At 75.6% G+C, this 11,447-nt stretch carries 14 protein-coding genes; 4 read left to right on the forward strand and 10 right to left on the reverse strand.

Annotated features, from left to right (window positions below; genetic code table 11):
• Window positions 1-47: 47 nt before the first annotated feature.
• Window positions 48-341, reverse strand: a complete 294-nt coding sequence (locus tag ACI79I_RS02875) for a DUF4333 domain-containing protein (RefSeq protein ID WP_456944755.1) — start codon at window positions 339-341, stop codon at window positions 48-50.
• Between the two features lie 85 nt (window positions 342-426).
• The gene (gene alc, locus ACI79I_RS02880) at window positions 427-1,548 is read right to left on the reverse strand and encodes an allantoicase (protein ID WP_456990763.1); all 1,122 of its coding nucleotides are present in this window, start codon (window positions 1,546-1,548) and stop codon (window positions 427-429) included.
• Between the two features lie 89 nt (window positions 1,549-1,637).
• Here alc and ACI79I_RS02885 point away from each other — a divergent pair, with 89 nt between their 5' ends.
• Entirely contained in the window at window positions 1,638-1,796 is a 159-nt protein-coding gene (locus tag ACI79I_RS02885; RefSeq protein ID WP_456990764.1) for a hypothetical protein, read from the forward strand.
• A gap of 139 nt (window positions 1,797-1,935) precedes the next feature.
• Here the strand turns inward: ACI79I_RS02885 and allB are convergent, their stop codons facing one another.
• From allB to ACI79I_RS02925, 8 genes are all read right to left on the reverse strand, one after another.
• Window positions 1,936-3,249 (reverse strand): allantoinase AllB, encoded by a 1,314-nt coding sequence (gene allB, locus ACI79I_RS02890; protein WP_456990765.1) that lies wholly within the window; start codon window positions 3,247-3,249, stop codon window positions 1,936-1,938.
• Entirely contained in the window at window positions 3,246-3,944 is a 699-nt protein-coding gene (locus tag ACI79I_RS02895) for an urease accessory protein UreD (RefSeq protein ID WP_456990766.1), read from the reverse strand. Before ACI79I_RS02895 ends, allB begins: the two co-directional genes overlap by 4 nt.
• A gap of 17 nt (window positions 3,945-3,961) precedes the next feature.
• Window positions 3,962-4,639 carry an urease accessory protein UreG gene (ureG, locus tag ACI79I_RS02900; protein WP_456990767.1) on the reverse strand — a complete coding sequence of 226 codons (678 nt, stop codon included), beginning with the start codon at window positions 4,637-4,639 and terminating at the stop codon, window positions 3,962-3,964.
• A gap of 18 nt (window positions 4,640-4,657) precedes the next feature.
• On the reverse strand, window positions 4,658-5,422 hold the full coding sequence (locus ACI79I_RS02905) for an urease accessory protein UreF (protein ID WP_456990768.1): 765 nt from the start codon (window positions 5,420-5,422) through the stop codon (window positions 4,658-4,660).
• Complete coding sequence (locus ACI79I_RS02910; RefSeq protein ID WP_456990769.1) at window positions 5,422-7,143, reverse strand: urease subunit alpha; 1,722 nt, start codon at window positions 7,141-7,143, stop codon at window positions 5,422-5,424. Before ACI79I_RS02910 ends, ACI79I_RS02905 begins: the two co-directional genes overlap by 1 nt.
• The gene (locus ACI79I_RS02915; protein WP_456990770.1) at window positions 7,143-7,556 is read right to left on the reverse strand and encodes an urease subunit beta; all 414 of its coding nucleotides are present in this window, start codon (window positions 7,554-7,556) and stop codon (window positions 7,143-7,145) included. Before ACI79I_RS02915 ends, ACI79I_RS02910 begins: the two co-directional genes overlap by 1 nt.
• The gene (locus ACI79I_RS02920) at window positions 7,553-7,855 is read right to left on the reverse strand and encodes an urease subunit gamma (protein ID WP_073417724.1); all 303 of its coding nucleotides are present in this window, start codon (window positions 7,853-7,855) and stop codon (window positions 7,553-7,555) included. The genes ACI79I_RS02915 and ACI79I_RS02920 overlap by 4 nt, the downstream gene beginning before the upstream one ends.
• Window positions 7,856-7,924: 69 nt before the next feature.
• Window positions 7,925-9,058: an epoxide hydrolase family protein gene (locus tag ACI79I_RS02925; RefSeq protein ID WP_456990771.1), complete on the reverse strand. Its 1,134-nt coding sequence runs from the start codon at window positions 9,056-9,058 to the stop codon at window positions 7,925-7,927.
• 102 nt (window positions 9,059-9,160) lie between these two features.
• Between ACI79I_RS02925 and ACI79I_RS02930 the strand changes: the two genes are divergently transcribed.
• From ACI79I_RS02930 to ACI79I_RS02940, 3 genes are read left to right on the forward strand one after another with little or no spacing between them, the layout of a single operon-like run.
• Window positions 9,161-9,523, forward strand: coding sequence for a GntR family transcriptional regulator (locus ACI79I_RS02930; protein ID WP_456990772.1), 363 nt, complete (start codon window positions 9,161-9,163; stop codon window positions 9,521-9,523).
• Entirely contained in the window at window positions 9,520-10,434 is a 915-nt protein-coding gene (locus tag ACI79I_RS02935) for an ABC transporter ATP-binding protein (RefSeq protein WP_456990773.1), read from the forward strand. The genes ACI79I_RS02930 and ACI79I_RS02935 overlap by 4 nt, the downstream gene beginning before the upstream one ends.
• Window positions 10,431-11,126, forward strand: a complete 696-nt coding sequence (locus ACI79I_RS02940; protein WP_456990774.1) for a hypothetical protein — start codon at window positions 10,431-10,433, stop codon at window positions 11,124-11,126. Before ACI79I_RS02935 ends, ACI79I_RS02940 begins: the two co-directional genes overlap by 4 nt.
• Window positions 11,127-11,447 lie beyond the last annotated feature (321 nt).

Raw genomic sequence — 11,447 nt, forward strand, 5'->3', positions numbered from 1 at the left:
CTGCACAGGTGGGGTGCCGGCCGGGTCAGCTGACGCCCGGCGCGGCGTCAGTCGACCGACTGGATGTCGAACGCGGCGCGGCCGTCCTCCACCGAGGTGACCGTGATCCGGTAGGTGAACTCGCGGCCGGTGTCGGGCTCGGTGGCGGTGCACTCGGTCGTGGCGTCGACCTCGGCGTCGAGGTCCCCGGGGCAGCTGACCTCCGGGCTGACCCCGGTCTCGGCCTCCAGCGCCGCGGCCACCTGCGACTCCAGTTCGCCCTGCTCGATCGCGGAACTGCACCCGGCGAGGGCGAGCGCCGCGGCGGGGACGAGCAGAGCCAGAGGACCGGGACGGGACACGGCTGCTCCTCGGGGAGGGGTCGCGGCGGGGAGCCGAAACCCTATCGGCAGCCCGCGGCGCCGGGGTCCCCGAGCCCGCTCCCGTCTACCGCCGCGGGCCCTCCAGGAGACCCCGCACGGCCGGCGGCAGGTCCGCCGGCAGGGCCCGCCCCCCGACCAGCCGGCCCGCGTCGGCCGGGGGCACGCCGACCGACCCCAGCACCTCCAGCGCCTGGACGTCGGGCAGCGCCTCGAACCAGCGGCGGCCGAGCGCGGCCCGCCCCGCCGCGGTGGGCCGGCCCCACAGCCGCAACCGGGCCATGCCGCCGTCCGGGAACACGTCCAGCCGGACCCGCTCGACCGCGGGGCCGCCGTCGAGGACGAACCGGTGCCGGGTGTCGGGCTGCAACCGGGTCCGCGGCAGGACGACGACCTCGCCGTCCGGACCGGTGCCGGTCAGCGACGCCGAGCCGGGGGCGTTGCCCAGGAACCAGGTGGTGTCCAGCTCGGCCAGGGTCACCACGCCCTCGCAGGCCAGGGCGACCTCCACCCAGTCGTTGCCCTCGCCGCGACGCCGGCGGGTCTCCCAGCCCTCGCCCATGGTGCGGGCCTGGCCGGGCGCGATCAGCTGGGCCGGCCGGCCGTAGAAGTCGTCACTGACCGCCGTCACGCGGCCGCCCCACTCCTGCGCGGCCAGGTCGAAGGGGCCGGCGTCGACCAGCCGCGGGTCGGGGACCACCGTGCCGTGCACCCGCAGCCGCGCCACCCCGCCGTCGGGCTGGATGGTCAGCCGCACGTGCGTGACGCGCCGCGCCGAGCTCACCGGGAAGACGTTGGCCGTGTCGCCGGTGACGTCGGAGAGCGGCAGCAGCGGCTGCCAGTCGGCGCGCTCCAGCTCGGCGACCGTCGGGTGCCCCTCCACCGCGGCACCGTCGAGGGAGACCCGGGACGGCGAGTTGCCGGTGAAGTACGCGGTGTCGACGACCACCGCGGCCACGGTCCCGGGCGCGCCCAGCCGGACGATGGCCCAGTCGGCGCCGGGCGAGCGGCGCCGGCGGGTCTCCCAGCCGTCGTACTCCTTGCCCCGGTGCCCGAACTCGGTGCGGGCCACCGGCGGGTGCGGGAGCACCAGGTTCTCCTTGGCCGCGAAGAACTCGTCGTTGGCCGCCACGACCGCGCCGCCGAGGGCACGACTGGCGAGGTCGGTCAGGCGCGTGGGGTCGCTCATCGGGCTCCTCGGTGCGTGGACGGCGCGCGGGTCACTCTGGCACGGCATGGGTAGGGCAGTCCCCGTACGCCCACCACGGAGGAGGCCTCGTGTCCGAACCCACCGACGACATGCGGGAGCGCGCCCGCGAGCACGTGCGGCAGATGCCGGCCGAGACGGCGCTCGGCAACGCCGATCCCGCCGGCGGCTCGACCGACGACCCGCAGGTGATGGACCAGGCCGCCCGCGAGGAGGGCGAGCAGCAGTAGGAGGACCCCGTCCTCCTCACCGTGGGAGGGCCCGTCCTCCCCGCCCTTCGCCAGCTCAGGGCGGGCCCCGGGACGGGGCCTGCGGCGACCCCCTGGGCGGGGCCGAGGGCCGGGGCGCTGCAGGAGGGCGCCACCGACGTCAGCGGCTCCCGCGGTCGAGCAGCCGGCCGCGGGGGCTGCCGTCGGCGTCGTGGCCGCGCAGCCAGGTCCGCCGCACCCGCCCGGTCAGCTGGCGGCCCGCGTAGGGCGTGACCGGGTTGCGGTGCGCCAGCTGCCCCACCGTCCACCGCTCGTCGGGGGCGAAGGCCACCAGGTCGGCGTCCTTCCCGGCCGCGATCGCGCCCTTGCCCGGCAGCCCGGCCAGCCGCGCCGGCTCCGCCGACATCCACCGCACCACCTGCGCCAGCGACAGGCCGCGCGCCCGCGCACCGGTCCACACCGCCGGCAGTGCCACCTGCAGCGAGGCGATCCCGCCCCAGGCCAGGCCGAAGTCGCCGACGTCGAGCCGCTTGAGGTCCGGCGTGCACGGCGAGTGGTCGCTCACCACCAGGTCGACCTCGCCGTCGGCCAGCGCGGCCCACAGCGCCTCGCGGTGCCAGGTCTGGCGGATCGGCGGGCAGCACTTGTAGGCGGTGTCCCCGTCGGGGACCTCCTCGGCGGCGAAGGTCAGGTAGTGCGGGCAGGTCTCCACGGTGATCCGGACACCGTCCGCCCGGGCCCGCCGCAGCACCGGCAGCGCGTCGGCGTCGGCCAGGTGGACGACGTGCACGCGCGCGCCCGTGTCGCGGGCCGCCGCCGCCAGCCCGGCGATCGCCGACTCCTCCGCCGCCGGCGGCCGGGAGGCGAGGAACGCCGCGTAGCTGGGCCCGTGCGGCTCCGGCGCCGCCCCGACGACCCCGGCGTCCTCGGCGTGCGCGATCAGCAGCCCGTCGACGGCGGCCAGCTCGGCGAGCGCGGCACGTAGGCCGGCGTCGTCCAGCGGTGGGAACTCCGGGACGCCGGAGTCGAGCAGGAAGCACTTGAACCCGACCACCCCCGCCTCGTGCAGCGGCCGCAGCCGGTCGAGGTTCCCGGGGACCGCGCCGCCCCAGAAGGCGACGTCGACGGCGACCTGCCCGGCGGCGGCCTGCCGCTTGACCCGCAGCGCCTCGACGGTGGTCGTGGGCGGGATCGAGTTCAGCGGCATGTCGACGATCGTGGTGACCCCGCCGGCCGCCGCGGCGCGGGTCGCGGTGGCGAAGCCCTCCCACTCGGTGCGGCCGGGCTCGTTGACGTGCACGTGGCTGTCCACCAGGCCGGGGAGCAGCACCTCGTCGTCGGCCAGGGTGACCGCCCCGGGTGGGGCGTCGGCGAAGCCGGTCACCGCGGTGATCCGCCCGTCCTCGGTGTGGACGGCGGCGGCGCGCTCGCCCTCCGGCGTGACCACCCGGCGGGCGCGGACGACCAGGCTCATGCCGGGACCCGCGCCGGGTGGCCGAGCTCCTCCAGCGCCCGGGTGACCCGGTGCAGCTCGGCACCCCAGGCGGTGGCGACCCAGCCGCCGGGCAGCGGGAGCCGGACGGCATCGTCCCCGGTCGCGGTGTCCCCCGCGCGGGGCGGGAGGGGCACAGGGACGACGTGCACCGTGGAGGCATACGCCCGCGGGGCGACCGGGGGCAACCAGGCGGGCTCGCCCGGCCCCAGCCCGACCGTGGTGTGCAGCAGCGGCCGGCCGTCGCGCACCACGCGGGTGGTGCCGGTCCAGCGGCCGGGCGCCTCCGCGGTGCGGCCGAGCAGGACCTGCTCGGCGGCGGTGAGGGCGCCGTCCGGGCCCACGTCGGCGGTGAGCTCCGCGACGTGCCGGGCCCGTGCGGTCACCACCGTCGGCTCGGGCCGCAGGTCGAGCAGCCCGCCGACGGTCGCCGCCACCCGCTGCACCGACGGCGCCTCCTCCCGCGCGGGGAGCGCGACGGCCGCCGCGACCGAGCGCACCGCCAGCGCGGCGCCCTCCTCGACGACCAGCCGGATCGTCGCGTCGTCCCCGCCGAGCGGGCCGAAGGCCGTGGCGACCAGGTGCACCGTCGCCGGCCCGGTGCGCCGGACGGCGAGCTGCCCGCTCGCCCGCACCACCGGCAGCTCGGTCCGCCCGTCGCGTCCCCGCCGTGCCACGACCTCGACGACCGTCCTCACCCGGTGGTCTGCAGCGCCCGCAGCCGCACCTGCTCGCGCACCCAGTCGGCCACGGGCCCGGCGGTCGGGTCCTCCCGCAGCGAGATCAGAAGGGTCGGCCGGTCCCCGCGCACCCGCGCCGAGTCGCGGCGCATGACGTCGAGGTCGGCGCCCACCAGCGGCGCCAGGTCGGTCTTGTTGACCACCAGCAGGTCGGCCGCGGTGACCCCGGGACCGCCCTTGCGCGGCACCTTGTCCCCGCCGGCGACGTCGATGACGAAGACCTGCACGTCGACCAGGCCGTAGCTGAACGACGCGGTCAGGTTGTCCCCGCCGGACTCGACCAGGACCAGCTCCAGCCCCGGGTGGCGGGACTCGAGCAGCTCGACGGCGTCGAGGTTGGCCGTGATGTCGTCGCGGATCGCGGTGTGCGGGCAGCAGCCGGTCTGCACCGCCTCGATCCGGTCGTCGGGCAGGACCGCGTGCCGGCGGAGGAAGTCGGCGTCCTCGGTCGTGTAGATGTCGTTGGTGACGACGGCGAGGTCGTACTCGCCGCCCAGCGTGCGGCACAGCGCCGCGGCCAGCGCGGTCTTGCCGGAGCCGACCGGACCGCCGAGCCCGACCCGCAGCGGCCCGCCGTGCCGGTGCGGCACCTCCGTGTCCACGTAGTCGTCCAGGTCGTGGTCAGGCGGCATGGTCACTCCCGGTTGCGTTCACGAGGCGAAGAACCTGTCCTCCCGTGCGGCGTGCACCTCGGCGAGGAGGTCCAGCAGGGGGTCGGAGGCGGCGGGCAGCCCGGTCCCGACGGCCCGGGCGGCGACGGCGTCGATCTCGGGCGCCAGCCGGGCGGTGACCGCGGCGACGGTGAGCGGGTCGAGCGCCAGCAACCGCTGCGCCGCCGTCGCCGGCCCGCTGACCGACAGGTAGGCCGCGGCCGCGGCGGCGTCCCGCGGGGCGAGCCCGCCGGCCGCCGCCGCGACGCCCAGCGCCAGCGGGTGGTGCGGCCGCTCGGGCAGCACGTCCCAGGCCGGCGAGGGCCAGGCGCGGCGGCCCACCCGCACCAGCCCGCGCCCCTGCTGCCGGGACGCCGCCCGCAGCGCGGGGGACGGCGTCCGCGCGTCGGCCTCCGCGTCCAGCTCCAGGAGCGCAGCGACGAGCGACGAGGCGGGGGCCGGAGTGGTCCTCCCGTCACGCTGCGGACGACGTCGCGGCCGAGTGCCGCCCCCAGGGGACCGGAGCCCGTCCGCCGCCTCCCCGAGGCGGCCTCCGGCCCCCGTCCCGTCGGCGGCAGTGCACGCTGCGGCCGCCAGCCCGGCCGCCACGGCGCCGGCGGTCGCGAGCCGGCGACGGAGGAAGGCCGCCAGCGACGCCGGGTCCGTCACGATCCCCGCGGCGATCGCCTGCTCCGCGGTCCCGGAGTGGACGTGCCCGCCGGCGGGCAGCCGCGAGTCGGCGAGCGTGAGGAGCGCCGCGGTCATCAGAAGAGGAAGTAGCGCTGGGCCATCGGCAGCTCGCGCACCGGCTCGGGCTCCCACACCTCGCCGTCCACCCGCACGGTGAAGGTGTCCGGGTCGACGCGGATCTCCGGCAGCGCGGTGTTCTCCGGCATGTCCGCCTTGGTCAGCCTCGTGGTGTCGGTGACGGCGACCAGCCGCCGGTCGACGGCGAGCCGACCCGCGAGCCCCGCGTCGACGGCGGCCGGTGCGACGAAGTGCAGCGAGGTCCGCGCGGGCACGCGGCCGTGGGCGCCGAACATCGGCCGGGGCAGCTGCGGCTGCGGCGTCGGGATCGAGGCGTTCGCGTCGCCCATCTGCGCCCAGGCGATCACCCCGCCCTTGAGGACCACGGAGGGCCGGACGCCGAAGAAGCGGGGGTCCCAGAGCACCAGGTCGACCAGCTTGCCCGGTTCGACCGAGCCCACCTCCCCGTCGATGCCGTGCGCGACGGCCGGGCAGATCGTGTACTTCGCGACGTACCGGCGGGCCCGCAGGTTGTCCGCGGCGCCGTCGCCGGCCAGCGACCCGCGCTTGCGCTTCATCACGTGCGCGGTCTGCCAGGTGCGCAGCACCACCTCGCCGACCCGGCCCATGGCCTGCGCGTCCGAGCCGATCATCGAGATCGCCCCGAGGTCGTGCAGCAGGTCCTCGGCGGCGATCGTCGTGGGCCGGATCCGGCTCTCGGCGAAGGCGAGGTCCTCGGGCACGGAGCTGTCCAGGTGGTGGCAGACCAGCAGCATGTCGAGGTGCTCGTCGAGGGTGTTCACCGTGTGCGGCCGGGTCGGGTTGGTGCTCGACGGGAGCACGTTGGGGTGCCCGGCCACGGTGATGATGTCCGGCGCGTGACCGCCCCCGGCCCCCTCGGTGTGGTACGCGTGGATGCTCCGCCCGGCGATGGCGGCCAGCGTGTCCTCGACGAAACCGGCCTCGTTGAGCGTGTCCGAGTGCAGCGCCACCGGGACGCCGTGCCGCCCGGCGACGGTGAGGCAGGCGTCGATCGCGGCGGGCGTGGACCCCCAGTCCTCGTGCAGCTTGAAGCCGCTCGCGCCGCCGCGCAGCTGCTCCTCCATCGACTCGTGCGAGACGGTGTTGCCCTTGCCCAGCAGCGCGACGTTGACCGGCCAGGGGTCCATCGCCTCGAGCATCCGCGCCAGGTACCAGTCGCCCGGGGTGATCGTGGTGGCCTTCGACCCCTCGGCCGGGCCGGTACCGCCCCCGATCAGCGTCGTGACCCCCGAGCCCAGCGCCGTCGGCACGATCTGCGGGCAGATGAAGTGCACGTGGCAGTCGATCCCGCCCGCGGTCAGGATCCGGCCGTTGCCGGCCAGCACCTCGGTGCCCGGGCCGATCACCAGGTCCGGGTGGACGCCGTCCATCGTGTCGGGGTTGCCCGCCTTGCCCAGCGCGACGACCCGGCCGTCGCGGACGCCGACGTCGGCCTTGACGACCCCCCAGTGGTCGAGGACGACGGCCCCGGTGACCACCAGGTCGGGCGCGCCCTCCGCGCGGGTGGCGCGCCCCTGGCCCATCGACTCGCGGATCACCTTCCCGCCGCCGAAGACCGCCTCCTCACCGGCGCGGCCCGGACCGCCGCAGCGGTCCTCCTCGACCTCGACCAGCAGGTCGGTGTCGGCCAGCCGGATCCGGTCGCCGGTGGTCGGCCCGTACAGCTGGGCGTAGCGCTCGCGGGACAGCTGCACCATCAGCCGAGCCCTCCGCGGGCCGTGATCCCGTGTCCATGGGCCCGACTCCGCGCCCCGGTCCGCTCCTCGCCCGTTCCTCGCTGCGATGCTCCCGGTGCTGTCGTCAGGCCGGGGACGACGCGCGCGCCGGCCAGCGGCACCAGCGCCACCGTCCGGGGGATCCCCGGCTCGAAGCGGACGGCGGTGCCGGCGGCGACGTCCAGCCGCTGGCCGTGCGCGGCCTCCCGGTCGAACTCCAGCGCCCGGTTGGCCTGCGCGAAGTGGAAGTGCGAGCCGACCTGCACCGGCCGGTCGCCGGTGTTGGTCACCTCGAGCTCGGTGCGCGGCACCCCGGGCAGCGTCTCGATCGTCCCCTCGGCGGGGATCACCTCGCCCGGGACCAGGCCGCCACCGCCCGACGAGCTCGCGGTCACGGGATCGGGTGGTGGACGGTCACCAGCTTGGTCCCGTCCGGGAAGGTCGCCTCCACCTGCACCTCCTCCAGCAGCTCGGGGACGCCGTCCATGACGTCGTCCCGGGTGAGGACCGTGCGGCCGGACTGCATGAGCTCGGCCACCAGCACGCCGTCCCGGGCGCCCTCGAGCACGTGGTCGGTGACGATGGCGGTCGCCTCCGGCAGGTTCAGCCGCAGGCCGCGTGCGCGCCGCCGGCGCGCGAGCTCGGCGGCGTAGGAGAGCAGCAGCCGTTCCTGCTCGTGGGGGGACAGGTGCACAGCGGCGGGACCTCCGGGAGTTCGCGGAGCCCGGACGCTAGCCGCGTCGTGTGACGGCTCTGTTGCGCGTCAGCGCAGCGGGCGGAAGAACTCCCGGACGTCGTCCACCAGCAGGCCGGGCTGCTCCATCGCCGCGAAGTGGCCGCCCCGGTCGTGCTCGTGCCAGGTCCGCAGGTCGGGGAACTGCTCCTGCACCCACTCGCGGGGCGGCAGGAAGATCTCGTGCGGGAACAGCGACACCCCGACGGGCGCCGTCGCGCGCGGCGTGCGGGCGGCCGGCGCCTGCGCCATCTCCCAGTACATCCGGGCCGAGGACGTCGCCGAGACGGTGAACCAGTAGGTGCTGACGTGGTCGAGGATGCGGTCGGCGCCCAGCGTCGCCACCGGGTCGCCGGCACAGTCCGCCCAGGCGTGGAACTTCTCCAGGATCCAGGCGCACTGTCCCGCCGGGGAGTCGGTCAGCCCGTACCCGAGGGTCTGCGGACGGGTGCGCTGCTGCTGGTTGTACGCCGCGCCCTCGGCGCGGAAGCGCCGCTCCCGGTCCAGGGCCCGCTGCTCCCGCTCGGTGAACCCCGTGCGGCCCTCCGGCGGGCCGGTGACCACCATGTTCAGGTGCACCCCAGCGACCCGGTCGGGGTGCCGGGCGCCCAGGTTGGCCGAGACGAACGAGCCGATGTCCCCGCCCTGGGCGCCGAACCGGGCGTACCCCAGCCGCGACATGAGCTCGGCCCACGCGTCGGCCGTGCGCTCCAGTCCCCAGCCGGGCGCCGCCGGTTTGCCGCTCCACCCGAACCCGGGCAGCGAGGGGACGACGACGTCGAAGGCGTCCCGGGGGTCGGCGGGGTCGGTGAGCGGACCGAGGACGTCGAGGAACTCGAGCACCGACCCCGGCCACCCGTGCGTGAGGACCAGTGGGAGCGCGCCGTCGTGCGGTGACCGGACGTGCAGGAGGTGGATCGGCAGGCCGTCGACCTCGGTCACGAACTGGGGGACGGCGTTGACCCGCTCCTGTCGCGCCGCCCAGTCGTAGCCCTCCGCCCAGTACGCGCAGAGGTCGCGCAGGTAGGGCAGGGGCACCCCCTGCGACCAGTCGTCGACCGTGGCCGGGTCGGACCAGCGGGTCTCGCGCAGCCGCCGCCGGAGGTCGGACACCGCCTCCTCGGGGACGTCCACCGTGAAGGGCCTGATGACGTCGGCGTCCACCCGGCCACCGTAGTGGGCTTGCCCACAGCCGCGCTGCACCTCTATGGTTCATTACATGAGTAATGAACCAAGGAACCGACGGGGCCTCCGCCGGGACCTCCGGTGAACGAGGACGGCGGCCCGATCTTCCGGCAGGTCGCCGAGCAGATCGAGAACGCGATCGTCGACGGCTCCCTCGCCGAGGAGAGCCAGGCGCCCTCGTCCAACGAGCTGGCCGCCTTCCACCGCATCAACCCCGCCACCGCCGCGAAGGGCCTCAACCAGCTGGTGGCCGACGGGGTCCTCTACAAGAGACGAGGAGTCGGGATGTTCGTCGCCCCGGGTGCCCGCGAGCAGCTGCTGAAGCGGCGGCGCAGCGAGTTCGCCGACCAGTACGTCCGCCCCCTGATGGCCGAGGCGCACAAGCTCGGTATCTCCACCCGGGAGCTCAGCGCCATGATCGACCGCTGGGGGGACCCGCGGTGAGCGCCGCGGCCACCGTCACCGACGTCACGATGCGCTTCCGGGAGCACACCGCGCTCTGCGGGGTGAGCACCACCATCGAGGCCGGCAGCATCACCGGCCTGCTCGGCCGCAACGGCGCCGGCAAGACCACCCTCATGCAGCTGCTCACCGGCCACCGCCGGCCGACCAGCGGGCGGGTCGAGGTCCTCGGCGGCGAACCGTACGAGAACGACGCCGTCCTGAGCCGCGTCTGCTTCATCAAGGAGGGCCAGCGCTACCCAGACCACTTCCGGGTGCAGGACGCGCTGGGATCGGCCGCGATGCTGTTCCCCCAGTGGGACGGCGACCTGGCGGCCGCCCTCCTGCGGGACTTCGACCTGCCGCCGAAGCGGGTGATCAAGAAGCTCTCCCGCGGGATGAACTCCGCGGTGGGCATCGTCATCGGCCTGGCCTCGCGGGCACCGGTCACCCTGTTCGACGAGCCCTACCTCGGCCTGGACGCCGTCGCCCGGCAGCTGTTCTATGACCGGCTGCTCGCCGACTACGCCGAGAACCCGCGCACCGTGGTCCTGTCCACCCACCTCATCGAGGAGATCGCCAGCCTGCTCGAGCGGGTCCTGCTCATCGACCGCGGCCGGGTGCTGCTGGACGCCGACGCCGACTCCCTGCGCGGCAGCGCCGTGACGGTCACCGGGCCGCGCGCCACGGTGGACGCCTTCGCCGCCGGCCACGAGGTCCTGCACACCGAGTCCCTGGGCGGGCACACCCGGGCCGTCGTCCGCCTGCGGCCCGGCACCGCCGCCGAGGACGCCGCCGCGGCCGGTCTCTCCTGGGAGGCCACCACCCTCCAGCAACTGGTCGTGGCCATGAGCCTGCAGACGGCTCGGGACCACCCCGCCGTCCCCTCCGACCTCGAGGAGGTCTCCCGGTGAACCGCGTCCTCGCCGCTGCTCGGCTGCACCTGGTCCACCCACTGGTCACCTTCGGGGTGCCGTGGATGGTCGGGGCGATCAGCTTCGCCATCAACTGGGCGATCTGGGCACTCGCCGACGTCGCGGAGCACGACCCCAACAACCTCACCGGCGGGGTCTCCGCCCTCTACATCACCGTGTGCGTGGTCTTCGTGCAGGCGCTGACCCAGATGCTGCCCTTCGCGATGGGCATCAGCCTGAGCCGGCGCACGTACTGGCTCGGCACCGCGCTGGTGGGCGTCGTGTCGGCGCTCGGCTACGGCATCGCGCTCGCTGCCCTCAACGAGATCGGGCAGGCCACCGGGGGCTGGGGCGTGGACCTCAACTTCTGGGTGCCGACACCGCTGCTGGCCGACAACTTCCTGCTGCAGGTGCTCTACTCGGGCGGCCCGATGCTGGCGCTGGTCTTCGTGGGCCTCGGGATCGGCGTGGTCTACAAGCTCTGGGGCGCCAATGGCCTGTGGGCGCTGTCCCTCCTCACCATCGTCGTCGGGGGGCTCGCCGTCCTGACGACCGGCCTCAGCGCTTGGGGTGACGTGTGGGGGTGGCTGACCGACCGATCGGCGTTCACCCTCACCTCCGGGATCCCCGCGGCCATCGCCGCCGTGGCCGCCGCGGCCTCGTTCGGGGGGATCCGCCGGGTCGTCCCCTGAACCCGGTATCCGGCCCGACCGTCGGCCCCTTCGTCACGTGACGGAGGGGCCGACGGTCGTCCGTGGCGGTGCCGCCGGGCGTCCGCGGCGGTGGCGACGGGACGTTCGGCAGCGGGGTCCGGGCCCGGTGCTCACGACCGTCCCGGGCGGGGACGTCGGGCCGGCGCCCACGGCAACCCACGGCGCCCGCGGACGGCGCTGCCGGGGTTCCGGTCCCGGGGATGCGCGAAGGGGCCCCAGCGTGTGCTGGGGCCCCTTCGTGGAGTGGTTGTCCGGCGGCGTCCTACTCTCCCACCCCGTCTCCAGGGCAGTACCATCGGC

Source organism: Geodermatophilus sp. SYSU D01105, assembly GCF_054050095.1.

Excerpts from the sequence above, each read along its gene's own strand:
- alc (WP_456990763.1), bottom strand. The coding sequence starts at position 1,548 with ATGAGCGACCCCACGCGCCTGACCGACCTCGCCAGTCGTGCCCTCGGC.
- allB (WP_456990765.1), bottom strand. The coding sequence starts at position 3,249 with ATGAGCCTGGTCGTCCGCGCCCGCCGGGTGGTCACGCCGGAGGGCGAG.
- ureG (WP_456990767.1), bottom strand. The coding sequence starts at position 4,639 with ATGCCGCCTGACCACGACCTGGACGACTACGTGGACACGGAGGTGCCG.
- ACI79I_RS02905 (WP_456990768.1), bottom strand. The coding sequence starts at position 5,422 with ATGACCGCGGCGCTCCTCACGCTCGCCGACTCGCGGCTGCCCGCCGGC.
- ACI79I_RS02910 (WP_456990769.1), bottom strand. The coding sequence starts at position 7,143 with ATGGTGCAGCTGTCCCGCGAGCGCTACGCCCAGCTGTACGGGCCGACC.